Annotated in this window: 26 protein-coding genes; 9 read left to right on the top strand and 17 right to left on the bottom strand. The window is 72.6% G+C overall.

Annotated elements, in window-relative coordinates:
• The first annotated feature begins 68 nt into the window (after positions 1-68).
• Genes ACFYP0_RS03050 through ACFYP0_RS03020 form a run of 7 tightly spaced genes read left to right on the top strand, consistent with a single transcriptional unit; the run spans position 69 to position 6,521 of the window.
• Positions 69-1,199, top strand: coding sequence for a LacI family DNA-binding transcriptional regulator (locus tag ACFYP0_RS03050; RefSeq protein WP_386994146.1), 1,131 nt, complete (start codon positions 69-71; stop codon positions 1,197-1,199).
• A 19-nt stretch (positions 1,200-1,218) separates the two neighbouring features.
• Positions 1,219-2,568, top strand: coding sequence for an ABC transporter substrate-binding protein (locus ACFYP0_RS03045; RefSeq protein ID WP_386994144.1), 1,350 nt, complete (start codon positions 1,219-1,221; stop codon positions 2,566-2,568).
• Between the two features lie 31 nt (positions 2,569-2,599).
• Positions 2,600-3,583, top strand: coding sequence for a carbohydrate ABC transporter permease (locus tag ACFYP0_RS03040; protein ID WP_386994141.1), 984 nt, complete (start codon positions 2,600-2,602; stop codon positions 3,581-3,583).
• On the top strand, positions 3,583-4,482 hold the full coding sequence (locus tag ACFYP0_RS03035) for a carbohydrate ABC transporter permease (RefSeq protein WP_386994139.1): 900 nt from the start codon (positions 3,583-3,585) through the stop codon (positions 4,480-4,482). The genes ACFYP0_RS03040 and ACFYP0_RS03035 overlap by 1 nt, the downstream gene beginning before the upstream one ends.
• Complete coding sequence (locus tag ACFYP0_RS03030; RefSeq protein ID WP_386994137.1) at positions 4,466-5,107, top strand: hypothetical protein; 642 nt, start codon at positions 4,466-4,468, stop codon at positions 5,105-5,107. Before ACFYP0_RS03035 ends, ACFYP0_RS03030 begins: the two co-directional genes overlap by 17 nt.
• Positions 5,104-5,949, top strand: coding sequence for a DUF6807 domain-containing protein (locus ACFYP0_RS03025; protein WP_386994135.1), 846 nt, complete (start codon positions 5,104-5,106; stop codon positions 5,947-5,949). Before ACFYP0_RS03030 ends, ACFYP0_RS03025 begins: the two co-directional genes overlap by 4 nt.
• Complete coding sequence (locus tag ACFYP0_RS03020; RefSeq protein ID WP_386994132.1) at positions 5,946-6,521, top strand: hypothetical protein; 576 nt, start codon at positions 5,946-5,948, stop codon at positions 6,519-6,521. The genes ACFYP0_RS03025 and ACFYP0_RS03020 overlap by 4 nt, the downstream gene beginning before the upstream one ends.
• Here the strand turns inward: ACFYP0_RS03020 and ACFYP0_RS03015 are convergent, their stop codons facing one another.
• From ACFYP0_RS03015 to ACFYP0_RS02940, 16 genes are all read right to left on the bottom strand, one after another.
• A complete protein-coding gene (locus ACFYP0_RS03015; RefSeq protein WP_356977619.1) occupies positions 6,522-7,301 on the bottom strand; it encodes a hypothetical protein in 780 nt (259 codons plus the stop codon). It abuts the gene before it with no gap.
• A 30-nt stretch (positions 7,302-7,331) separates the two neighbouring features.
• Positions 7,332-7,793 carry a hypothetical protein gene (locus tag ACFYP0_RS03010; RefSeq protein ID WP_355493637.1) on the bottom strand — a complete coding sequence of 154 codons (462 nt, stop codon included), beginning with the start codon at positions 7,791-7,793 and terminating at the stop codon, positions 7,332-7,334.
• Complete coding sequence (locus tag ACFYP0_RS03005) at positions 7,790-8,719, bottom strand: hypothetical protein (RefSeq protein WP_355493636.1); 930 nt, start codon at positions 8,717-8,719, stop codon at positions 7,790-7,792. The genes ACFYP0_RS03010 and ACFYP0_RS03005 overlap by 4 nt, the downstream gene beginning before the upstream one ends.
• Complete coding sequence (locus ACFYP0_RS03000) at positions 8,716-9,231, bottom strand: phage tail protein (RefSeq protein ID WP_091398506.1); 516 nt, start codon at positions 9,229-9,231, stop codon at positions 8,716-8,718. Before ACFYP0_RS03000 ends, ACFYP0_RS03005 begins: the two co-directional genes overlap by 4 nt.
• Entirely contained in the window at positions 9,212-11,884 is a 2,673-nt protein-coding gene (locus tag ACFYP0_RS02995) for a putative baseplate assembly protein (RefSeq protein WP_386994129.1), read from the bottom strand. The genes ACFYP0_RS03000 and ACFYP0_RS02995 overlap by 20 nt, the downstream gene beginning before the upstream one ends.
• Positions 11,881-12,315, bottom strand: a complete 435-nt coding sequence (locus ACFYP0_RS02990; RefSeq protein ID WP_124857667.1) for a GPW/gp25 family protein — start codon at positions 12,313-12,315, stop codon at positions 11,881-11,883. The genes ACFYP0_RS02995 and ACFYP0_RS02990 overlap by 4 nt, the downstream gene beginning before the upstream one ends.
• Positions 12,312-12,650, bottom strand: a complete 339-nt coding sequence (locus tag ACFYP0_RS02985; protein ID WP_356977626.1) for a hypothetical protein — start codon at positions 12,648-12,650, stop codon at positions 12,312-12,314. The genes ACFYP0_RS02990 and ACFYP0_RS02985 overlap by 4 nt, the downstream gene beginning before the upstream one ends.
• A complete protein-coding gene (locus ACFYP0_RS02980) occupies positions 12,650-14,242 on the bottom strand; it encodes a contractile injection system protein, VgrG/Pvc8 family (protein WP_356977628.1) in 1,593 nt (530 codons plus the stop codon). The genes ACFYP0_RS02985 and ACFYP0_RS02980 overlap by 1 nt, the downstream gene beginning before the upstream one ends.
• Complete coding sequence (locus ACFYP0_RS02975; RefSeq protein ID WP_356977630.1) at positions 14,239-15,111, bottom strand: CIS tube protein; 873 nt, start codon at positions 15,109-15,111, stop codon at positions 14,239-14,241. Before ACFYP0_RS02975 ends, ACFYP0_RS02980 begins: the two co-directional genes overlap by 4 nt.
• Complete coding sequence (locus ACFYP0_RS02970) at positions 15,111-16,565, bottom strand: hypothetical protein (protein WP_386994125.1); 1,455 nt, start codon at positions 16,563-16,565, stop codon at positions 15,111-15,113. Before ACFYP0_RS02970 ends, ACFYP0_RS02975 begins: the two co-directional genes overlap by 1 nt.
• Positions 16,540-17,022 (bottom strand): phage tail protein, encoded by a 483-nt coding sequence (locus ACFYP0_RS02965; protein ID WP_030327509.1) that lies wholly within the window; start codon positions 17,020-17,022, stop codon positions 16,540-16,542. The genes ACFYP0_RS02970 and ACFYP0_RS02965 overlap by 26 nt, the downstream gene beginning before the upstream one ends.
• Position 17,023: 1 nt before the next feature.
• The gene (locus ACFYP0_RS02960; protein ID WP_112590216.1) at positions 17,024-18,286 is read right to left on the bottom strand and encodes a phage tail sheath family protein; all 1,263 of its coding nucleotides are present in this window, start codon (positions 18,284-18,286) and stop codon (positions 17,024-17,026) included.
• A 23-nt stretch (positions 18,287-18,309) separates the two neighbouring features.
• Positions 18,310-19,008 (bottom strand): carboxypeptidase-like regulatory domain-containing protein, encoded by a 699-nt coding sequence (locus ACFYP0_RS02955; protein WP_355493629.1) that lies wholly within the window; start codon positions 19,006-19,008, stop codon positions 18,310-18,312.
• On the bottom strand, positions 19,005-19,613 hold the full coding sequence (locus ACFYP0_RS02950; protein ID WP_356977635.1) for a glycine zipper family protein: 609 nt from the start codon (positions 19,611-19,613) through the stop codon (positions 19,005-19,007). Before ACFYP0_RS02950 ends, ACFYP0_RS02955 begins: the two co-directional genes overlap by 4 nt.
• 11 nt (positions 19,614-19,624) lie before the next feature.
• Positions 19,625-19,960, bottom strand: a complete 336-nt coding sequence (locus tag ACFYP0_RS02945) for a hypothetical protein (protein ID WP_112590221.1) — start codon at positions 19,958-19,960, stop codon at positions 19,625-19,627.
• 143 nt (positions 19,961-20,103) lie between these two features.
• Positions 20,104-20,916 carry an LppM family (lipo)protein gene (locus ACFYP0_RS02940; RefSeq protein WP_386994122.1) on the bottom strand — a complete coding sequence of 271 codons (813 nt, stop codon included), beginning with the start codon at positions 20,914-20,916 and terminating at the stop codon, positions 20,104-20,106.
• 140 nt (positions 20,917-21,056) lie between these two features.
• On the opposite strand from ACFYP0_RS02940, the gene ACFYP0_RS02935 reads away from it, so the two are divergent.
• Positions 21,057-21,521, top strand: coding sequence for an NUDIX hydrolase (locus tag ACFYP0_RS02935; protein ID WP_356977637.1), 465 nt, complete (start codon positions 21,057-21,059; stop codon positions 21,519-21,521).
• Here the strand turns inward: ACFYP0_RS02935 and ACFYP0_RS02930 are convergent.
• Positions 21,491-22,654: an FAD-dependent oxidoreductase gene (locus ACFYP0_RS02930; protein ID WP_356977639.1), complete on the bottom strand. Its 1,164-nt coding sequence runs from the start codon at positions 22,652-22,654 to the stop codon at positions 21,491-21,493. The genes ACFYP0_RS02935 and ACFYP0_RS02930 overlap by 31 nt on opposite strands.
• A 67-nt stretch (positions 22,655-22,721) precedes the next feature.
• Here ACFYP0_RS02930 and ACFYP0_RS02925 point away from each other — a divergent pair, with 67 nt between their 5' ends.
• A complete protein-coding gene (locus ACFYP0_RS02925) occupies positions 22,722-23,351 on the top strand; it encodes a TetR/AcrR family transcriptional regulator (protein ID WP_356977641.1) in 630 nt (209 codons plus the stop codon).
• The last annotated feature ends 229 nt before the right edge of the window (positions 23,352-23,580 follow it).

The following is a 23,580-nucleotide window of genomic DNA, read 5'->3' as shown; positions in this document are numbered from 1 at the left end:
TGGCGCAACCGTTTGCATTAATGGGCCACACCTACGTGACCGCCACCACATCGGACGAAGGGGCCGCCGTGCCAGTCACCATCCGGGACGTCGCCCGGGCGTCCGGTGTGCACATCTCCACCGTGTCCCGCACCTTCTCCGCTCCCCACCTGGTCAACCCGGAGACCCGGGTCCGGGTGCTGGCCTGCGCGGAGGATCTGGGCTATCGGCCCAACCGCGCCGCCCGAGCCCTGATCACCGGGCGGACGCACAACATCGGGCTGATCATCGCGGACATCGCGAACCCGTTCTTCCCGCCGCTGATCAAGGCGGCGGAGAGTCAGGCCCGGCACCGCGACTACCACGTCTTCGTGGCCGACACCAACGAGGACCCGACCGCCGAGGAAGAGCTCGTCCACGCGCTGGCCAAGCAGGTGGACGGGGTGCTGCTGTGCAGCCCTCGGATGAGCAACAGCCTGATCGAGCAGCTCAGCCGCGAGGTGCCACTGGTCGTGGTGAACCGTCAGGTGACCGGCCTGCCCTGCGTGCTGATGGACGTCGGGCAGGGCGCCCGTTCGGCGATCGAGCACCTGGTCGGCCTGGGGCACCGCAGCATCGCGCTGCTCGGTGGCCCGCGCAGCTCGTGGACCAACCGCGAGATGCGCCGTGCCGCCGGCGCGGCCGCCCGAGCCGGTGGCGCGGAGCTGACCATGCTCGGCCCCAATGCGCCCACCGAGGTCGGCGGCTCCGCCGTCGCCGAGCAGGTGCGACGCAGCGGTGTGTCGGCAGTGCTCGCCTACAACGACCTGATGGCGATCGGCCTGATCGAAGGGCTGGACGCGCTCGGGGTCCGGGTGCCGCAGGAGGTGAGCGTCGTCGGGGTCGACGACATCACCCTGAGCCGGCTGACCCGCCCCAAACTGACGACGGTGGCCACACCCACCGGGGCCGCCGGCCGGACGGCCGTCGACATGCTGCTGCAACAGGACATCGAGTCACCGCGCGGTGCGCGGGGGGCCGGTGCCGGCACGGCGCTCGGCGTCCGTCGTACCACCGCACAGGTAATGCTCCAGACCGACCTGGTCATCCGCGACTCGACCGGCCCGGGCCCGTACGCCCGACCGGCACGTCCCCTGGCCGCACCACGTGGCCCGGGCCCGCATTGCCCTGCGGGCCCGGGCATCCCGACTGCGGCCACCGGTGACGCCGTCGCCTCCTAATGCCGAGGAGTGAGCGCACATGCACCCCGCAACGCCCCCCACCACTGACGCGCCCGTCGGGCGCGCCCACCGTACCCCGCTGCCCCGGCGGCGCCTGCTGCGTGGCCTTCTCGCCGTGACGGTCGCCGCACCGCTGATGTTCGGCGCTGCCGCCTGCGGAGACGACGGCGGCGGCGCCGCCGATCCGAACGCCCCGGTGAAGCTCTCCGTCTTCTGGTGGGGCGGCGACGCCCGGGCCAAGCTGACCGAGGACGCGCTGGCCCTCTACACCAAGAAGCACCCGAACGTGACCTTCGAGAAGACCTGGCAGGCCAACCAGGGCTACTTCGACAAGCTGGCCACGCTCACTGCCGGCGGCAACCCGCCGGACCTGTACCAGATCGACGACAACTACCTCGCCGAGTACGCGGCCCGCAACACCACGCTCGACCTGACCTCGTACCAGGAGTCCGGGAAGCTGGACACCTCCAAGTTCCCCGAGAGCCTGTGGAAGTACGGCGTCGTCGACGGCAAGCTCGCCGGTCTGGCCGCCGGGGAGAACACCCAGGGTCTGGTCTACAACAAGACGCTGTTGACCAAGCACAACCTGCCCGAGCCGACCACCGGGATGACCTGGGAGCAGCACATCGCCTGGGCCGAGCAGGTCACCGCGAAGACCAAGGTGCCCGGCACCCAGGACCCGAGCGCCGACTACAAGGCGTTCTGGGTCTGGCTGCGCCAACAGGGCAAGGACCTCTACAAGGGCAAGGAGCTGGGCTTCACCGCCGAGGACGTGACCAAGTGGTTCGACCTGTGGAAGGGCGCCCGGGACCGTAAGGCCACCCCGAGCGCCGACGTCATCCACGAGGGCAACTCCAGCGACGTCACCAAGCAGTTGGTGGTCACCGGCAAGTCGGCGACCTCCTGGGTCTGGGCCAACCAGATGCCGGACCTGAAGAAGAACACCAAGGACGAGCTGGGCGTGATCGCCTACCCGGGTGACCCGAGCGCGCAGTGGGCCCGTGCCTCGATGTACTGGTCGGTGTTCAAGGGCAGCAAGAACAAGGACGTCGCCGTCGACGTGATCAACTTCCTGAACAACGACGTCGAGGCGGTCAAGCTGCTCGGCACCGACCGTGGTCTGCCGTCCAACCTGGACCTGCGCCGGGTGGTCAGCGACGACACCACCGACCCGGCCATGAAGCAGTCCATCGCCGTCGAGGCGGAGCTGACCCAGAAGTTCGGCGAGTCGCCGCAGGTGCCGATCAAGGGGCACAGCAAGGTGAAGTCCGAGCTGATCAAGGCCGCCGAGAACGCGCAGTACGGGCGGGCCACCCCCGCCGAGGCCGCCACCCAGTTCATCGAGGCGTGCAAGTCCGCCATCGCCTGACACGCCGTCAAGGCGCGGAGAGGAGCTGTTCGTGGCGTTGACCACGGCGCCCGACCCGACCCGACGCGGCCCCGGATCCGACCGGGCCCACGCGCACAGGCGTGGGCCCGGACGCTTCCGGCACAGCGAAGGTCTGGCGGGGTACGTCTTCCTGTCGCCGTGGCTCATCGGCCTGATGGGTGTCACGGCGATCCCCATGCTGCTGTCGCTCTACCTGAGCTTCACCAACTACGACATCCTCACCCCCTTCTCCGAGGTGGAGTGGGTGGGGCTGGCCAACTACGAACGGATGTTCACGGCCGACCCGTCGTACTGGCACGCGGTGCGGGTCACCCTGACCTTCGCGCTGATCGCCGTACCGCTGAAGCTGGCCGCGGCGCTCGGCGTGGCGCTGCTGCTCAACCGCGCCTGGCGCGGCGTCGGGCTGTTCCGCGGGTTGTTCTACCTGCCGTCCCTGCTCGGCAGCAGCGTCGCGTTGGCCATCGTCTGGGTCAACATGTTCAACCGCGACGGCGCGTTCAACTCGCTGCTGAGCCTGTTCGGCATCACCGGCAAGCCGTGGGTCAACGACCCCGACTGGGCCCTCGAGACCCTGATGGTGCTGGCCATCTGGCAGTTCGGCGCACCGATGGTGATCTTCCTGGCCGGGCTCAAGCAGGTGCCCACCGAGCTGTACGAGGCCGCGTCGGTGGACGGGGCCGGCCGGTTCCGCCAGTTCCGCAACGTCACCCTGCCGATGCTCTCCCCGGTCATCTTCTTCAACCTGGTGCTGGAGACCATCAACGGCTTCCAGGGCTTCACCGCCGCGTTCGTGCTCAGCAACGGCACCGGCGGCCCGGTCGACTCCACCCTGATGTACACGCTGAACCTCTACATCACCGGCTTCACCGACCTCAACATGGGCTACGCCTCGGCGATGGCCTGGGTGTTCCTGCTCGCCATCGCGGTCATCACCGCGGTCTTCTTCAGCACCGGACGGTTCTGGGTGCACTACTCCGACGGGGAGGACCGGTGATGGTGACGGTGACCCCGACGACCACGGCACCGACCACGGCACCGCCGACCACGCGCCGACGACCCGGCGGACGGCCCGTGCTGCGGCTGGTGATCCTGGTGGTGATCGTCGCGGTGGTGCTCTACCCGCTGATCTGGATGGTGGGCACCTCGCTGAAGTCCCAGGAGGAGATCGTCAACAACGTCGGGCTGCTGCCCGAGCGGTTCACCCCGGGCAACTACACCGCCGGCTGGTCCAACTTCGACGTCAGCTTCGGCCGGTTCTTCCTCAACAGCGCGATGGTCAGCCTGCTCACCGTCGTCGGCAACGGCCTCTCCTGCCTGCTGGCCGCGTACGCCTTCGCCCGGCTGCGGTTCCGGCTGCGCGGCATGTGGTTCGCCGTCATGATCGGCACACTGCTGCTGCCCCAGCACGTGCTGATCGTGCCGCAGTACATCCTGTTCCGCACGCTCGGGCTGGTCGGCGGTGACTGGCCCTACCTGCCGCTGCTCATCCCGCAGTTCCTGGCCACCGAGGCGTTCTTCGTCTTCCTCATGGTGCAGTTCATGCGCGGCGTCCCCCGGGAACTGGACGAGGCGGCCCGCATCGACGGCGCCGGCCCGTTCGGCATCTTCCGGCACATCATCCTGCCGCTGAGCCGCCCGGCGCTGGTCACCACGGCGATCTTCTCGTTCATCTGGACCTGGAACGACTTCTTCCGCCAGTTGGTCTTCCTGTCCCAACTGGAGGACTACACCGTCCCGGTCGCGCTGACCCTGTTCATCGACTCGACCAGCCAGAGCGCGGTCGGCCCGATGTTCGCCATGTCGGTGCTGTCGCTGCTGCCGGTCTTCCTGTTCTTCGTCGCGTTCCAGCGGATGCTCGTCGAGGGGATCAACACCAGTGGCATCAAGGGCTGATCCCGCCGACACCGGCGGGCGGCGGGACTGGCGCGACGTCGCGCGCGACGCCGCCGACCTGGCACTGCTGGGCATCCTGTTGACCCTCGCGGCGGTTCCCCTGCTCACCGCCGCCGCGGCGGCGGGCACGGCCAGTGCGGCGGTGCACGACTGGACGCGTACCGGCAGTTGGCCGTCGGCACGTACGAACGTGCGCCGGTTCGGCCGCGCGGTGCTGCCCGGTGTGCCGGTCAGCCTGCTCGCGCTCGCCGGCGCCGCGCTGCTCGCCGCCGACCTGGCGGCGCTGGCCACCGGCCGGGTGCCGGGCGGCACGGCTGCGCTTCTCGTGACGGCGCTGATCGCGGCCGGCCTGGCCGGGTACGGCGGGCTGGTCGTCGTCGAGGTGGGCGGCAACGGGGGCGGGCAGTGGCGGGCCTCGGCCCGCTCCGCCGCCCGCGCCTGCCTCGATGCGCCCACCCGCTGGGCGGCGCTCACCGGGGTCGTCGCGCTGGCCGTGCTGCTCACCGTCCTGGTCACCCCGGTCGCGGTGCCGATCCTCGCCGGCTACACGGTGGCCGCCCTGCACGCCGTCACCATCCGCCGGCCGGTCCCGGTCGCCGTCGCCGGTCGTGGGGAGATGCGGTGAGCGGGGAGCCGGTGCGGCTGACGGTCGGGGCCACGGAGGTGGCCGAGTACGTGCTCGACCCCGCGCTGGACGCGCGGCACGGGCCCCGACCGTACCTGCACCCGGTACGCACGCTCAGCGGAACGGTGGTCACCGACGCGCTCCCCGCCGACCACGTGTGGCACCTCGGCGCGTCCCTCGCGGTGCAGGACGTCGACGGCAGCAACCTCTGGGGCGGGCGCACCTATGTCCGCGACGTCGGCTACACCTGGCGGGACGACCACGGCGTCATCGCGCACACCGGCGAGGTCGAACGGTCCCCGGGCCGGTATGCGCACGATCTCCAGTGGCGCGACCGGGCCGGCGGGGTGCTGCTGTCCGAGCGGCGCTGGCTCGCCGCGTCGGTGGTCGCGCCGGACGCCTGGCGGCTCGACGTGGAGTCCGTTCTCGTCGCCCCGGACGACCGGGAGATCCGGCTGGGCAGCCCGGCCACCAACGGCCGCCCGGGCGGGGCCGGCTACGGCGGGTTCTTCTGGCGGGCCGCCGCCGACGGCGAACCGGCGGTGTTCACCGCCGACGCGGTCGGGGAGGAGACGGTCAACGGCAGCGCGGCGCCGTGGCTCGCGCTGACCGGCGTCCGGTCGGGCGGCGGGGCGTACACCCTGGTCTTCGCGGGCCTCGGCCGCGACGACAGGTGGTTCGTGCGGACCGGGATGTATCCGGGAGTCTGTGTGGCGTTCGCGTTCGACCGCCCGGCGGTGGTGCCGGCCGGTGGGAGCCGGCACGGCGGGTACCGGGTGTGGGTGGCCGACGGGGCCCTCGACCGGGACGCGGTGACGGCCCTGGTCGCGCTGGCGCCGTGAGCGCGACCGATCGGGTGGTCGAGGATCCGCTCGGCGATGACGCCGGAGATGCCGTGCACGTGATGAGGACCAACGCCGCCATGCGGAGTCTGCTCGGCAGCGCGGCCTTCGCCGCCGACCAGCCGACCGTTTCCGAGCTGGATCAGGAGACGCTCGACGCGGGCTGGACGGTGGAACCGAGCGGTGCCCTCCTGCTGGCGGGGCATCGGCCGAAGCACCTGCACCCCATCCCGGCAGAAGCGCTCGGGGAGGGCGAGTACGAGGTCAACGACGTCCACGTGTCTCTTGACGACCTGGGTAGGGAGACAGCCGACTTCCTCCCCAGGGCGGCGTCCCGTGGGCTGTACGTCGCCCGTCGGATGCTGGCGTCGGCGCGCGGCCTGCCGGGCTCGGCGACGCTGCTGGCTGCCGTCGCCATCCATGTCGACGTGGATGACGAGGACTTCGCCCTCCAGGGCGCCACGATCCGCTTCTTCAGCAGGCGGGGGTCCTATCCGCCCTGGTTCGACGAGCTGGAGACCTACACCCGGGAGGCGATCGCCGTGCTGGACCTGTCCGACGTCCCAACCTGATCAACGGGGTGGCGAGGGGCTGCTGATGCGGGCCGGGAGGGCGGCGGTGACTCGGATGGCCTTGACGATCGCCGGGATGGAGCCGATCAACAGCACCAGCCCCCAGATGATCGCGATGATCGCGAAGACCAGCGCCGCCACGTCGTCGACGATGCTGACGAGGATCACCGGCACCAGGTTGTGCAGGAACTCCAGCACGACAGTGCACAGCAGGGTGGTGAGGATCAGCAGGACGAGGCCCTTGTTCTGCAGGAAGCGCGGCTGGGCCAGCACCAGCATCCCGGCCCACACCAGCTTGAGCAGCAGCACCAGCCCGAGCAGCACCGCCGCCTCGCCGACCGGGAAGAACCCCCACAGCGCCAGGTACGCCAGGGTGCCGAACGGGACGGCCAGGAACAGCGACACCATGATGGAAAGCTCCACGAACGCGACGACCAGCGCGACCAGCCCGACGATGATCAGGATGATCGAGAAGATCAGGCTGGCGACGCCCTGCACCCGACCCTGGACGCGCTCGGGCAGCAGCAGGCCCAGGCAGAACAGCCCGGTGCTCCAGACCGCCACCGCGTCGATCAACGCCAGGTAACCGGTGCCCCGGCCGGACGGTTCGCTGACACCGGACACGTCGTCGATCTCCACGTCCAGCGCGCCGGCGCTGTCCGCGAGGGCCGCACCGGCGTCGCCGCCGCCGAGCAGGAGCCCGGCGCCGAGTTCCACCCCGATCGCCAGGACGATGGCGAGCATGGCCAGCAGCAGGAACGGCTTGCGCAGGTCACCCACGGCGGCACCTTCCTCTCAGTCCGGGTCGGGTCAGGACGTGGCCACGGCGACAGTGCAGCCGCCCAGGCCGGGGCAGACCAGGCCCACCTCGGTCGCCTGGTCGACGGCGATCTTCGCCACCGCGCCGGTGCCGTCCGCCGCCGGCTCGACCTCGTCGCGGATGGTGAGGTCGGCGTCGCCGGGTGCCGGGGCGACGACCGTGAACCGCGCCGCGCTGCGCAGCACCAGGGTGCGCAGCCCGCCGGGGTCCGCCACCCGCACCACGCAGCTGCCGGAGAACGCCAACCGGCCCGCCTCGTCGGCGCAGTCGGCGCTGACCGTCGCCGGATCCACAGCGGAACGCTCGCCGCCCAGCGCGCCCAACCGGTCGACGAACCCGTGCCGGGCCCCCGGATCACCCCGGTCGTCGCGGCCCGCGCCGACCGCGACCACGAAGAGCGCCACCAGCAGGACGGCGAGCAACCCCAGCAGCGCCTTCTGCCGACCACTCATCGCGCCACGGCCTGCGCCACGATCTCGGTGAACCGGATCGTGTCCACCCCGGCGAAGTAGGAGTTCGTGCCCTGCGTCTTGCCGACCACCAGCAGCGTCACCTGGTGGGGGCCCTTGGCGAGCCGGACCGTGCCGACGTCCAGGAACTCCGTCTTCTGCACCGTCGGCGTGAAGCCGAGGAACGTGCCGCCGACCTGGTTGCCGTCGATGGCGAAGACGGTGTTGGCGTAGTCGAGGGCAGTGGTGCGTACCGCGGCGAAACGCCAGGTGCCGTCGGCCGGGATCTGCACCGTCACGGTGACCTGGTCGCCGATCGCCAGCGCCGTGAAGAAGAGCTGCTTGTCCCCGGACCAGGTCACCCCACAGCAGTTGGGCTGCGCGCCCACGGCCGCCTTGCTGTTCTGCGGCGACTTGATCACCGCACCCTCCACCAGGCTCTCCGCCTCGACGGTGACCACCCGCGGCTCGCCGGGGGCCGGCTCGCCGTCGCGGGTCAGCAACACCACCCCCACGGCGACCACCACCAGCACCAACGCCGCGGCGGCGGCGATCCACAACCACGGGGTACGCCGTGGCGGCGCGACCGCCCGCACCTCGTACGTGACCCGGCCACTGGAGCGGGAGCTCTCCTCCGGCGCGGTGTTCGCCGAGTACGCGAACCCGGTCATGTCGTAGCGGCGGGGCGGGGTGCCGGCCGGCACGGCGAGCTTGACCAGGAACGACACCGAGCCCTGGCCGGGTACCACCCGCTGGGGTTCGGCGACGGTGAACCACGCCCGCTGGGAGCCGTCACCGGGTGCCACGTCGAACACCACGGTGTCCGGCGCGTTGCCCGGGTTGGAGACGGTGAAGGTCAGCTCGCCGCTGTTGCGCGGGTCGAGGGTGAACTGCTCGGCGGCGGCGACGACCGCCCACTCGGTGGTCATGACGACTCCTCTTCCAGGACGATCTCGACAGTGGCCGAGGCGGGTTTCTCCGCCTCGACGATGCGGGTGATCACGGCGAGCTGGCCGGCGGCGGCGACCGGCACCCGCACCACGACGTGGAAGGCCCGCTCGGCGGGCTCGTCGATGGCGAAGCCCGACATCCCGGTGGCCAGCTCCAGGGCTCGGCGCATTCCGTACGGGGTGCCGCGCCAGCGGGCCAGCAGGGCGGCGTTGGCCACCAGGTCGCGCAGCCGACCCACCGGCAGCGGCAGCGGGGTGTCCGGCCGGGGCGAGGCCACCACGTGGTCCATGGCCACCCAGCGGGTCAACCGCACGACCAGCCCGTCCGGCGCCCGGTACGGGTCGAACAGCGCGTCCACCTCGGCGAGGATCGCCTCGTCCGGGGCGTGCAGCCCCTCCATCACGTCCAGCAGCGCCCAGAGCACGCTGCCCGGCACGCAGGCCCGCTGGTAGGCGGCGGGCAGCAGCCGTTCAATCGCCGAGCGTCGCATCCTGGCGCACCACCTCGATGTCGTGCTCGCCGGAGCAGAGCAGCCAGGTATCGGGGACGGTCACCACGTCGGCGGTGGCCTGGTTGGCACTGGGCGTCCAGGTGACCGCGTCGGCGCTGCGGTGCACGCCGCGTTCGCCGCTGGCCAGGATCAACCGCTCTGCCGCGCCGGTGCCGCCGGCTGTCGCGCCGGCGGCCGTCGGGCCGCTCACCGCGATGGCGTCGACCGGCACGAACCGGGTCCGGTCCCGCAACGGCAACCCGCAGTTGACCGACACCGCCTGCCACTGCGGCTGGGCGGCCAGCGTGTCCAGCCGCAACACCCCGCCGCTCTGCGTGGCCGCCACCGCCTGCTGACCGGTGAACGCGAGGTCCCGGCAGGTGCCGCCGAGCCACCCAGCCTGCATCGACTGCCACTTCACGTCGGACTCGAACAGCCGGGTCCGGTGGCAGCCCTGGCCGGGCTTCTTCGGGTCCGGTTCGCCCGCGCCGCTCCACAGCAGGGTGGCCGGGCCGTCGTACTGCACGGCGAGGACCCGGTTGTCCACGTTGGCCAGACCGACATGGGTGAAGCTGCCGGGTCGGCCGCCGCTGGTCGACAGGTACACCCCGAAGCTGGCCTGCGCGGCCACCGCCACCCCCGGCGCGCCCCGCTCGGAGACGAACGTGCGGACCGCGTAGAAGCCCCGGTCGGCGTCGGACGGGTCGACCAGGATCTGCAACGGCACCGCCCCGGGCAGCAGCGACACCTCGTACAGGCCGGTGTCGGTGGCCACCAGCAGCGCGCCCGCGCCGTCGCGGTCCAGCCAGGCCACGTCGGAGATCCGCGAGTCCAGGTCGGTGAGCAGCGACCACGTCTCGCCCAGGTCGGTGCTCAGGTGCACCCGCGAGCCGCCCGAGGCGCGCAGCGTCACCACGGCCACCGAGCCGGGACGCGCGACGATGCCCGGCCGTACCGGCGCGGGCGCGGGTGCCACCCGCAGCACCGTCTCGTCGTCGAAGCGACCGGCCGGCTCCCAACCCGCGCCGCCGTTGCTGGAGCGGAACAACACCGGGCCGCGCCCGGCGTACCAGGTGCGCGGCTGGTACTGGTCCACGGCCAGAGCGCGGACGTCGGCGTCGGGGGCCTCGTCGACCACGAACCGCACCGACTCGACGTAGCGCACCCCCGGCTCGGCGTGCTCCAGCAGCCGGTACACGTTGGACGCCCGCAGCGGCTCGCCGAACGGCCAGCCGGTCGGGTTGAGCGCGGTGGGCAGCGGACTCAACGTCTGATGCAGCCGGTCGTGGATGCGACGACGGACCGCGTCCACGTCCTCCTCGCGGCGGACCACCACCCGGGCCCGCACGGACACCGCCTTGAACCGCGCCCAGGTGGCCCGGGAGCGGATGCCGACCATCCGGCGTTCCTCCAGGTCCGCCTCGACCCGGTGGCGCGCCTCGGGCACCTCGTGCTCGCGCAGCACCGCCACCGGCAGCCGACCGCCCGGTCGGGCCGCCTCCGGCACGTACGGCACCAGCACCACCTCGACCTCGCCCGGCCGGGCAAAGCTGTACACCGCCGCGCGGGTGAACGCCCGCGCCCGCGCCACCGCGCCCGCGCTGGTCGCGAGGACCTCGAAGTCGCGGGCGGTGACCGCCCGCTGCTGGGCGAAGAACTCGTACGGGCCGCGCAGCAGCACCGACTCCAGCGCCTCCATCTCCCGGCCGCCGGCCGCCGGGGCGGGGTTGTCCACGCGTACCCCGGGCAGTGGGTCGCGCAGGCTGGTCAGCGTGCCCGCCGCCACGTTGCCGGTGGGTCCGCCACCGGCGCGGTACCAGAGCCGGATCTGCCGTCCGGCCGGCGGCACCGCCGCGACGGTCACCGGCGGCGCGGCGCTCGGCGGCGTGGTCGTGTCGGCGGTGGCCTCGCCGCGCGGGGTCGCCCCGGTCGGGGGTCGCAGGTCGAGGGCCGGGGCGAAGATGACAGTGCCGGAGCAGCGGTCGACCAGGTACGCCTTGGCCTGCGGACCGAGCCCGGCGAAGCTGTCCACCGGCTGCCAGATCTCGAACGTGCGGCCGTCGTGCTCGCGGGCCGCCGCGCCCAGCTCGACAGTGCCGGCCGGCACCTCCACCCCGAGCAGCAGGTCCAGCGCCTCGGCGGTGTGGGTCAGCGGCGCGTGCGTCGCGCGCAGCACCTGCCCCGGCTGGCCGGTGCCCACCCCGAGCAACTCCGCCTCGACCGGTTCGCAGTGGTGCATCCGTACCGTCACCGACGTCTCGTCGGCGGGCAGCAGCGTCGGCTCGGTGGTGACGAACACGACCGGCCGGGGGTCCGCGCCCCGGGCCGCGGCGACCCGCAGCCCGGCCGGGATCCGGACCGCGCCGCGGTCGGTGCCGGTACGGGTGAACCGGACGTCCGCCCAGGCCGCGGTCGGCGCGTGCCGGGTGACCCCGAGCAGGTTCAAGAACGAGACGTACGCCTTCTCCGGCAACTGGTTCAACCGGTAGATCATCACCTCGGTGAGGTGCGCGAACGTCTCCACCAGCGCCATGCCGGGGTCGTGCGCGGACAGATCGGTCCAGGCCGGGCAGGACTGGCGGATCCGTTCCCGGGCCTCGGTGACCAGGTCGAGGAAGCCGCGATCGTCCAGGTGCGGCACGGGCAGCGTCATGACGCTCCTCCCTGGGTGGGCTCGTCGACCGGGAGCAGATCCACCGAGAAGACCAGTTGCCCGGGGGTCAGGCTGGCCCGCACCCGGTAGTCCAAACGGATCACCAACCGCCACGCGTCGTCCGGGTCCGGCCCGGCGTCCACGTCGATCACCTCGACCCGGGGCTCCCAACGGGCGATGGCCTGCCGGACGTAGTGAATGGCCAGACCGGCAGTGGTGTCGTCGTTGGGCGCGAAGACCAACCGGTGCAGCCGGGAGCCGTACCCGGGTCGCATCAGTCGCTCGCCCGGCGTGGTCGACAGGAGCAGGAACAGCGCCTGCCGTACGCTCTCGTCGCCCTCGGTCATCGCCAGGCCGCCGGCCGCGGTGAGCGCCAACCCACCGGTGCGGCCGGCGTCGAAGCCGGCGCCGACGAAGCGGAAGGCCCTCATCGGTCCGCCCCCAGGAACTGCTGGCGGGGGTCGCGCACCGTGTGCTTGACCAGCCCCGGCGGTGTGCCGTTGGTGAACCCCTCCAGGTGCGACAGCACCACCCGGTGCCCGTCGACGCGGACCCAGGCGCTGTAGCCGACCCGGACGGTCAGCGTCGTCGTGCACGGCTTGATGGTCGGGCCGTAGTTCGGGCAGGCGACGATTTTGCGTCCCTCCGGGTCGTCGTCGACGAGCACGGGAACACCGGTGACGGTCACCCACTGCCGCGAGGGTCGGTTCTCGACCCGGCCGTCGTGATCGCAGGTGATCACGGAGTCACTGTGGATCCAGCGCATCAGCCGCCTCCTTCGTGGTGGGCGCGGGCAAGCGTTCGGGCCTGCTCCGCCGCGGTGGTCGGGTCCTCGGTCGAGTCGGCGTGCAGGAAGTCCACGCTGCGGGCGCGCACCACCATGGCCCGGCCGGGTGCGGAGATCACCAGGTCGGACGCCGCGTGCAGGATGGCCAGGTCGGGGGTCAGCTCCAGGAAGCTGCCGCCCTCGGTGCCCAGCCGCAGACTGCGCCGCACGTCGTCGACGACGATCGACTGCCCGCCGGCGGTGCGCATCGTCCAGCGGCGGGCCTTTCCGTCGTCGATTCCCGCGTCGTACGGCTCGACGGCGCCGAACAGCGAACCGAGCACGATGCCTGAGGCCGGCTCGCCGCCGGGCAGCACCACCAGCACGGTGTCACCCGGATCGGGCAGCGCCACCAGACCCTTGCCCGGCCCGGCCCCGGGGCAGAGCACGGCGAGCCAGCCGGCGTCCAGGTCCCCGTACGCCGGCAGGGTCAACCGGACCCGGCCCAGCCCGTCCGGGTCGGCGACGTCGGTGACGCTGCCGAGGGTGACCACCGCCCCGCCGGTGGGGGTCGCCGGGGTGGCCGGCGGCACCGTGGAGAAACGGGTCAGGTGCCCGTTGCCGTCCACGGTGTGCACCACCTCGGTCAGCACGTACGTGCCGGCGACCGGGTCGGGCACCCCGCCGAGGTCGACGCGGCGGCCCGGCCGTAGCGCCGGATCGCCCTCGGCCACCCCCTCGGCCGTGGCCAGTGCCGCCGCCCGGGTGTCCAGCCGTGCCTGGGCCAGCGCCGCCAACTCGTCGTCGCTGCGGCCGGGCTGGTCCACTGCGGTGCGAACGCCGTCGGCACCCACGTCGGCCGGGTCCGGGCGGTCGTCGGCGGGTCGGCCGCAGCGCGCCTCGTCGACCTGCTGGCTGATCACCTCGGCCCGCTGCGGGTGCCAGCCCAGCGCCGCACTGGCACCGCTGGCCTGGTCGGTGTTGGTGGACAGCCGCAGGGTGTGCACCCCCGCGCCGAGCGTCAACGCGACCGGCTCCCCGTAGCCGGCGAGGGTGACCAGCCGGACGCCGTCACCGTCGGCGGCCAGGTGCAGCCCGGCCCGGCCGGCCACCTCGCGCAGCAGCTCCAGATCGCTGTGCCGGTGCTGGAGCAGCCGCTCCAACCGAGGGCCGTCGACCTCGGCGGTCACCGCCAGCCCCACCGCGCCGCACAGCTCCCGGGCCAGCTCGACGGCGGTCACCGAGGTGAACACCCGCAACCCCTGCCGCTTGCGCAGCCGGTGCAGCGGGTCGTACGCCCGCAGCCGCAGCACCGCCGCCCCGTCGGCGGCGTACTCCACCTCCACGCAGGTGACCTCACCGGTGAACAGGGCGTCCGCGTGATCGGCGAGCCGCACGTCCAGCGCCGTGCCGGGGTGTACCGCCGGGTCGAACGCGCCGGTCCCGGCGGTGGTGGCGAGCACGAGCTCGGCCTGGGTGGGCTGGTTGAGCCGGCCCGCCACCCGCAGTGAGCGGACCCGCTGACGAGCCGCGCCGGCCAGCTCGACGCCGTCCAGCAGGACGATCAACGCCCGGGGCGCGACGCTGGTCACGGCGTACCCCCGGGATTGCTGGACCCGGTCGGAGCCGCGCCGGTCGGGCCGGTGGCCGTGTCCCACGGCGCGCCGACGGCCGAGGCGCCCAGGTACGACGCCCCCGCGCCCACCGCACCCGCCACCGCCCGCGCCAACCCGGTCACCGGACCGGTGCCGGCTGTCGGTGGGACGGCGAGGGTGGTGCCGGCCGGCACGGCGAGGGGATCGGTGATCCGGTTGTGTTCGGCCAGCAGGCGCCAGCGCAGCGGCGAGCCCAGCGCGTCGTTGGCCAGCAGATCGAAACGAACACCGGAGCGACCCGGCTCGGCAGCGCCGTCACCGGCGGCGATCACCGCGCTGCCCGGCGCGGCGGTCGGGGTGCTCGCGGCGGCCAACTCCTCGGCGAAGCCGGCCTCGGCCTGATCGGCCGTCTCGGCGGCGCGGACCAGCTTCAGCCGCAGCCAGGACCGCCGCGGCGACCCGGTGCCGGTGAACGCGTCGAACCGTTCCGCCACCGCGATGATCACACCCGGCACGTTCCAGGTCTTGCCCCAGACCAACCGGACCAACGGCGGTCGCAGCCAACCATGCTCGGCCGTGGAATTCTCCGCCAGCATCCACAGCGGACGGGTGAGCACCCGGACGTCGGCCGGACGCAGCTGCGCCTCCACGAAGTCGACGTCGAAGAGCAGGTCCAACACCAGCTCGGTACGGCCACCGCCGGTGAAGACCAGCGGATCGTCGGCCAGACCGGACCCGGTGAGCTGCCCGCCGCCGGCACCCCGTTGCCGTACGCCGGCGAGCCGGGTCACCTGCACGGTCTCCGGGTTGAGCAGGCAGTCCACCCGAACGCCTGAGGAGTCGATGAGGAAGGCGACGCGTTCCATCAGTCACCCGCCTGTTCCCGGTCCAGTCGGGTCAGCTGGGTGGTGTCCACCGCCGCGCCAGCGACCGACCACAGCGCGGTGTCGTCGGGCAGTGCCGGCCACGGGTCGACGCTCCGCGCCGCCGCGCTGGGCGGCGGCCCGTCGACGCGCGTCGCTCGTCCGCCGCCGGCCGTTCCCGTCCCGGCGTCGCGCAGGGCGGGCGGGTGGCCGGGTGGTGCCGGTTCACCGGGCAGGGCCAGCCAGGGTCCACCGTCCGCGAGGCGATCCAGGTCGCCGCGCGCAGAGGCCGACGGGTTCCCGGCGCTCGTCGCGGTCGAAGCGGTCCAGGATGCGTCGACTCCGCCCCGGTTCGGCCCGTCCAGAAGGTGCTGCACAGCCACTGCGTCCACTGGCGACATCCGGGTCGCGCTCGCTGCATCACCATGTAGGTGCCCGCTCTGGTCCTCATTGGCCGAGGGCTGACCGTCCGAGTCGCCCCGCAACCCGTCGCGACCACCCGAGAGCCGGCCGGTGGGTCGTACGGGGGACGAGCCGGTGGAACGCCCGTGGTCGACCTCGCCCGACCACCCTGCGTCCAGGGTCGGGTGCGGCGTGCTTCGGGTCGCTTCGGCCTCGGCTCGGTGCAGGCGGACGCTCGGCGAACTGCGCGGCCCGAAGACCATGGAACGGATCGGCTGTCGGGGGCCATCCGCCCCGGGCAGCCCGCTCGCGTCGACGCCTGTGGTGTCGAAGGCTGTGGTGTCGAGAGCTGTGGTGTCGCCGCGGGCCGCCCGGCGCACCGGCGGCACCGCCGCGCCCGGTCCCGCCGGCCAGGTCCGACCGGCTGGCGGGGTCGAGGGGTCCGGCCAGGTGGATCCGACCGGCGGGGTTGTCAGGTCCGAGCTGGACGAAGGAGACCGGTCGCCGGATGGGCCGGCAGCACCGGTCCCCGTACCGTCGGGGTCACCGGCCCGCGACGAACGGCCCGAGCTGCTGGTTCGGCCCTCGGCCCGCGACCGCGTCGGCCCCTTGTCCCCGCTCGCACCGGGACCGCCCACGTCCCCCTCGTTGCCGAGCCCGCCGGAATTGCCGAGCCTGCCGAGCCTGCCGGACCTGCCGGACCCGCCGAACCTGTCGGGCCCGCCGGACCTGGCGTTCGCGACCGGGTCCGCACCGTCGGCGTCGACCCGATCGGCAGATTCGCCCTGCCCGCCGTCCCGAACCCCGGCCTCGGCGTTGCCGGCCGGGAACGGGTCGAGGTCCAGGTCGTGCAGAAGGCCGGGCGCGTGGACGGCGACCAGGTCCAGCCAGTGCTGCGGCGGCTCCCCGAAACGGCGTGGTGTCGCCTCGGGTGTCTGCGACGGCTGCGGAAGGTGGCCGCCGGGCTCGACCCGCCCGGCGAGGCGCTGCACCGCCCCGGCCGCCGAGCGCAGCCGGCCGGCCAGCCAGCTACGCGGGCGTCGGCGCGGTGGCACCGCCGGTCTCCAGCTCCAGGCCCTCGTAGCGCAGGGTCAGCGAGGCGATGGCGATCTCGTGGCTGAGGGTGTTGAGGTGTGCCCCGCGCCACCGGGTCGGCCAGGCGTCGATCAGGTTCCAGCGCAGCACCTCGGCCGTACCGACCGAGTCGAGCAGCACCACCGAGACGTTGCGCCGGTTGAGGGTGCCCTGGGCGGTGGCGTTCACCCAGTCCCACAACTCGCGGGAGGCGGTGAGGCCGAAGTGCAGCGTCACCGGCTCGTACTCGGCCTGACCGGGCACCATCCGCATCCGACCCAGGCCGTGCTCCCGGTACGGCTGCCCGGGGATGTTCACCTCCAACCCGGTCATCTCGGTGAAGTGGCCGTTGGTGACGCCGTTGATGAGCAGTCGGAAGTTGTACGCCCGGTACGGGTCGACCGGGGCCCCGGGTTGCGGGGTGGCGGTGGTGGGCATGTCAGCCTCCGATCGTCTCGGTCTCGGTGCCGCCGGCCCACTGGCTCAGCTTGAACACCACGAATTCGGCGGGCTTGACGACCGCGATGCCGATGTGGGCGATCACCATGCCCGCGTCGCGGACGTCGGGCGGGTTGGTCTCCTCGTCGCACTTGACGAAGAACGCCTCCTCCGGGCTGCGCCCCAGCAGTGCGCCGTCGCGCCACACCCGGGTGAGGAACGCGCCGATGTCGCGCCGGATCGAACGCCAGAGGGTGAAGTCGTTGGGCTCGAACACCATCCACCGGGTGCCGTTGGCGATGGCCTGCTCGATGGCGATGCTGAGGCGTCGGACGTTGAGGTAGCGCCACTCGCTGGCCTCGGCGGCGAGCGTTCGGGCGCCCCAGACGCGGATGCCCTCGCCGGCGAAGTAGCGGATCACGTTGACACCCTTGGGGTTGAGCACGTCGTGTTCCGGTCGGGTGACCAGGTAGCCCAGGTCGACGGCACCGCGTACCGGCTCGTTGGCCGGTGCCTTGTGCACCCCGCGCAGGGCGTCGGTGCGGGCCCAGATGCCGGCCAGGTGCCCGCTCGGCGGGGTGAGTTCCAACTCGCCGCTGATCGGGTCGCGCACCCGCAGCCAGGGGTAGTAGAACGCGCCGAACTCGGACTGTCGCGGCCGGTAGGCGGCCCCCTCATGGCCGCCGGAACCGCCCGGCTGGGCCGGACCGCCGCCGGGACCGCCGGCCGCGCCACCGCCCGTACCCTCGGCGGGCTTGGGGGGTTTGCCGGAGGACGGCGTGGCGACCCGGGTCAACGCGGAGATGTCGTCGATATCCGGTGCCGGGTCGCAGATCGCCACCATGGTGCGGGTGCGCTCGGCCATGCTGAGCAGCGCCTCGTGGGACACCACGTCGTGGAAACCTGGCGCGGCGATGATGGAGATCTCGTCGACGGCCTCCAGCAGTTGCAGACCGCCACGCCGCTGCCCGGTGCCGGTGATCGCGCCACCCTCGCCGACGTTGACCACCCAGCAGCGGGCACCCCCGTTGTCCAGGAAGCCGAAGACCGCCCGGGCCAACGGGGTGCTCTCCACCCGCTCCCCACCGGCGAAGAGCCGCAGGAACTCCGTCCAGTTGTTGACCGGCACCGCCTTGCCCAGGTGGGCGGAGCGGTCCGGGGCGACGCCGACGAAGGCGGCGATGCTGGTGCTCGCCGGCCCGATCGGTCGGGCGCCGCTGGGGACCTCCTCGACATAGATGCCGGGGGAGAAGTAACTGGGCATCGGTCCTCCTGTGCCTGTGGGTGTCAGTGGGTCGGTGGCGCGCAGACGATGACGATGTCGTCCTCGGCCGGGTCGACGTCGGCGGTGAGGACGAGCCCGCGTCCGGTCAGCCGCAGCCGGACCGGGCTCGGGTGCTCGGGGTCGTGCGGGACGCCGACGATCAGGAATCGGCCCTCGGTGTCGGTGCGGGTGGCGGACCCGGTGCCGGGCAGCTCGACCCGCATCGCGGCCAGTGGCTGCTCCTGGGGGCCGACCACCCGCCCACTGAGGCTGCGTACGTCGAGTTGCCGCAACCGCAGCGGTTGCAGCACCGGCGGCGCGGCCGGGGTCGGGTGGTCCACCTGCGCCGCGACGTCGATCAGCAACGCCGGTCGGGGCGCCGTACCGAACGCCGCCCACAGTGGTGGATCACCGGCCTCCAGCACGACCGGGTAGCTGCCGTCGCTGGTCGCGGCGGTGAGCACCCGGTCCAGCCGGGGCAACCCGGCCGGACCGGTGACGCAGAGCAGGTGGCGGACCGTGAACCGGTACGGTTCGCGGACCGCGCCGCTGGAGCGGGTCTGCCGGGCCGGGCGCAGTTCGAGGGGCCAGAGGATGAGCCCGTCGGCGTCGTCGCACGCGCGGGGCGGGCCGACCGGGACCGGTTCCCCCGCCGCGCTGGTCACCCAGGCGACCAGCTCGGCGGTGGCGGTCTCGATCGGTCCGCGCCCGTGGGTGGTCATCGCGGCGGCGTCCCCTGGATCCGGTACGCGATGGCCTCGTTCCACACGTGCGGGTAGACGCCGATCTCGAAGTACCGGGTGAAGCGGTTGATCGGCGCGTTGGTGTGGTCGTGGTAGAGCAGCCACACCGGCGCGATGGTGAACAGGACGTAGTTGGCCAGGACGAGGGGGATGTAGAGCGGCCCGAGCAGGCGACCCTGGAAGATGTGCACGTCCTCGTGCCGCTGGATGCCGGAGCTGGAGCCGGCGCAGACGGTGCCGATGGTGGTGGCGTAGCGGGGTGAGACCCCCTCCACCACGCTGACCCGACCGCTGTTCAGTGACGTGGGCCGGTCCAGCGAGTGCCCGAAGATCAGGTGCACGGTCAGGTAGATGGCGCCGACGACCGTGTTGAGCAGACTCCAGGTGTGGTCGACGACGAAGAGGAAGATGCCGCGGGCGTCCGAGGCGTACACCCCGGCGGAGGCCACCGACCAGCCGAAGACCGCGCCGACCACCAGGCCCACGACGGTGCCGATCAGCAGCCCGATCGGGCCACCGGCGAGGAAGCCGAGCAGGGCGGCGAAGCCGACCTGGATGGCTGCGCTGAGAATTCCGAAGACCATGACAGCACCCCTCAGACCCAGGAACGGAAGACTCGGGGCTCACGACCGCTCGCGACCTGGGTCGGCGTCGCCTGTCGGTTGCCGGGCGGGAACTGGTTGACGCCGAGCGCGGCGGAGAAGATGACCAGCGCGTTGAAGAACGCGATGATCCACTTTTCGCCGCCGGCGTCGTCGGCGAACGCCGCCGTCACGTAGGACAGCAGCAGCGCGATGGCGATGGCGATCCACTTGCGGAGCTTGTCGCCGCTCGGGCCGATCAGCCCGCCGATGACGTTGGTGGCCAGCAGGGTGGCGGCGCTCGCGCCGGCGATGGTCCCCAGGGCTGCCCAGGTGAAGAGATCGTTCATGACGATCCCCCTTCTGCGATGGTGCGACCGGGATGTGGTGGTGGTGAGGTCCGGTGCCCGTGCGGGGAGCACCGGGGCCGGTCGCCGTCGTTTCGGGGGCGGCCGGGGCCGGGCGTGGCCGGCTGAGCCGGCCACCAGATGGATCAGCCGGGCCCCGGGGCGCCGGCGGGCGGGCCCGGCGGCGGGGTCGGACCGGGCGCAGCCGGCGCCGCGGGGTGACGGCGGCGAACCAGGAGTACGCCCACCGCGGCGAGCAGCAGCAGGAGGAGGACACCGCCGACGACCAGCAGCCAGGGGAATCCGCCGTCGTCCTCCTCGCCGGCGGCAACCGGCGAGGTGGACGGTCGTGGTGGCGCCTCGGCCACTGCCCGTAGCTCGGCTGGCTTCTCCTGGTTGGGATCGACCTTCCAACTGACCGAACGGCCGTTGACGGTGCCATTGCTGTCGATCACCCGGCCGGGAAATGTCACCGAGATCTCGAACGACATGAGCTTGAGGAACGCCTGTTGATTTTGCGGATTCTGCTCCGCAACCTTTCCGCCATATTTCTTGGGATCGAGCGGCAGCGTGAAGCGGTAGAGATCGCCGTCCCTGACCAGTTTCACGCTCTCGGTGTCGAAACCGGCCAGCGGTGCCTTGCGGTAACTGATCTGGGAGCCGTAGAAAGTGGCGTCCTGGTAAAGGGTTTCCTCGCCCGCCGGTAGGGCGGGGATGTTCTGCCGCAACTCCGCGAAGGCGACCGGGAGGTTCTTGTTACGACCGCTCAGCACGGACTTCTGGGCCGTCAGCAGGAGCTGCCCGTCGACCGTGTCGTCGGCGTTGACGGTCAACCCCATGTTGAGTTGCATGCAGCCGCTCAGCGCGGCGAGAAGAAGGAGGCACACCGCGACGCGGAGTGCCCTACCGCGGTTGACTCTCCTGTTCATGGGCTCAGTGTGTGTGATCGCTTTCACCATCAGCAGTCAGCGATCGGTCACAACGAAGTCGCCGATTGTACCGGCGCACTGTCGCCTTTGATTAGCCCCGACGGCGACCCGAATGACTATTCTGGAGCTTTGGGGCCATGACGGTTCGTCGTCGGCCGTAGTCTGGTCGGATGAGAATTGTCGCGTGCGTCCTGCTGGTAGATCCCGAGGGGCAGCTGCTGTTGCAACTGCGCGACAGCAACGCGACGCACCACCCGAACGTGTGGGGGCTGCCCGGCGGCCACGGCGAGCCGGGGGAGACGCCGGAGCAGACCGCCGAGCGGGAGTTGCTGGAGGAGACCGGCCTGCGGGCCGACGGTCCACTGCACCCGGTCGCCGTGCAGACGCTGCCCGAGCTGGCCCGGGTGAAGCACTACTTCCTCGGCAGCACCAGGGCCCGGCAGGAGGACGTGGTGCTCGGCGAGGGCGCTGCGATGCTCTTCGTCCCCGGTGCCGAAGTGCTCGACGGTCGTCCCTGGACACCGGGCACCGTGGAGGTGTTGACCGAGTTCCTCGCCTCGGCGGAGTACGCCGCCCTGGCCACCGGCCGGATCGCTGGGCCGGCTCAGCCCGCGGGCGGTCGCCAGTCCGCGTAGCGGGCCATGCTGCGCAGGGCGACCCGGCCCGGGGTGAGCCGCAAGGCGGTGTCGCGCATCCCGACGGCGATCCGGTTGTGCAGCTGCTGTCCGAATCGGCCGGCGGTGGTGGAGGCCCGGGCGACGGCCTGGGTTCGCGGTCGGCGCTGCGCGTCGTACGCGGCCAGGGCGGCCGGCAACCCCTCGGCGCCGCCGGCGCAGACCGCGCCGAGCACCACCGCGTCCTCGATGGCCTGCCCGGCGCCCTGCCCGAGGTTGGGCGTCATCGCGTGGGCGGCGTCGCCGAGCAGCGCCACCCGCCCCCGCACGTACGAGGGCAGCGGCACGGCCAGGTAGTGGATGTCGTTGCGCAGCACGACGTCGGGTGGGGTTGCCGCGAGAAGCGCCGGAATCGGGTCGTGCCAGTCGCCGAAGCGCTCCCGCACGGCCGCCAGTTCGTCGGGGGCGTGGCCGCCGGGCGGGGCGTTCAGCGCGCCGTACCAGTAGAGCTGGCCGTCGCCGATCGGCACCATGCCGAACTCGGCCCCCGGCCCCCAGCTGATGGCGGCCGGGACCGGTTCGGCAAAGGCGATGGCCGCTCGCCACGTCGTCGATCCGGCGTACACCGGGCCGGGGTGTTGCGGCCAGAGCTGGGCGCGGACCCGGCTGCGCAGGCCGTCGGCGCCGACCACCAGATCGGCGCTGAGGGTGTGCGGGCCGTCCGGCCCCTGATAACGCACCTCGGCCCGGTCCGGGCCCGACTCGACGTGCTCCACCGCGGCGGAGGTGTGCAGGGACGAGGCGGGCAGAGCCTCGCGCAGGGTGCGGTGCAGCGTGGCCCGGTGCACGCCGAGCGCCGTGGTGCCCAGTTGTCGGACCATCTCCGAGGCGTCCACCCGGGACAACCACCGCCCGTGCCGGTTGCGGATTCCGCCGGGTGCCTCGCCGTGTCCACCCCGGCGCAGGGCCGGACCGAGGCCGAGGGCGTCCAGCGCGCGCACCGCGTTGGCCATCAGGCTCAGGCCGGCACCGACCTCGCGCATCTCGGGGGCGCGCTCCAGCACGGTGACCCGCCACCCGTGCCGGTGCAGGGCGAGCGCCGCGCTCAACCCGCCGATGCCGGCGCCCACCACCACCGCGTGTGAGTCGACCATGTCGATCCTCCTTCTACATCTGTAGAAGAGTGATACTACCTGCGGACCACCGGAAGGGAGGAGTGCCATGACGGCGCGGGCGAACCGGATCGCGACGCTGACCGACGCTGCCATCGAACTGATCGCCGACGGTGGCATGCGAGCCCTGACCCACCGGGCGGTCGACGGCCGCGCCGGAATGCCTCCGGGCACCACCTCCGCGTACCTGCGGACCCGACAGGCGCTGATCGAGGCGGTCGTCGGACGCCTCGCCGAACGGGACCGGGCCGACCTTGCCGCGTACGACCTGCCGACCGGCCCGCCACCCCCGAACCCTGCCCCCCGGCTCGACAGCGGCGACCTCGACGCGCTCGCCGCCGGCGTCGCCGAGGTGCTCGACCGCTGGTTGAGCACCGGACGCAGCCGGAGCCTCGCCCGCTACGCGTGCCTGCTGGAGGCGGTGCACCGGCCCGAGTTGCGCGGCATCCTGCAACACGGCACCGGCTTGCGGGGGCAGGCCCGGGACCTGCTAACCCGGGCCGGGGCCACCGACCCCGACCGGCAGGGCGACCAGTTCGTGGCGTTCGTGGACGGGCTGCTCTTCGACCGACTGGCCGGCGCGGGCGCGCTCAGCGCCCCGCAGCCCGGTACCGCGGCCAGCCGGGCCGACCTGAGCGCCGCCGTCCGTACGCTGCTGCGCGCCCTCACCGGAAGCTGACCCGACCGGCGCCGGTCGGCGAGCGGGTCGCCGTGCCCTGTCGTGTGCGCGGGCCTGGTGGCGCGCGGGCCGACGGTGGCCGGGCCTGGTGGCGCGCGGGCCTGACGGCGCGTGGCCTGACGGTGGCCGGGCCTGACGGCGCGCGGGCCCGACGGCGCGTGGCCTGACGGCGCGTGGGCCTGGTGGTGTACGGGCCTGGCTGCGTGCTGGTACCGGCCGGGTCGCAAGG

Origin of the sequence: Micromonospora arida (assembly GCF_042873195.1) — a bacterium.
GTDB classification, from domain to species: domain Bacteria; phylum Actinomycetota; class Actinomycetes; order Mycobacteriales; family Micromonosporaceae; genus Micromonospora; species Micromonospora arida.
The sequence above is the reverse complement of the archived record's forward strand: the minus strand, read 5'-3'. Positions and strand labels throughout refer to the sequence as shown.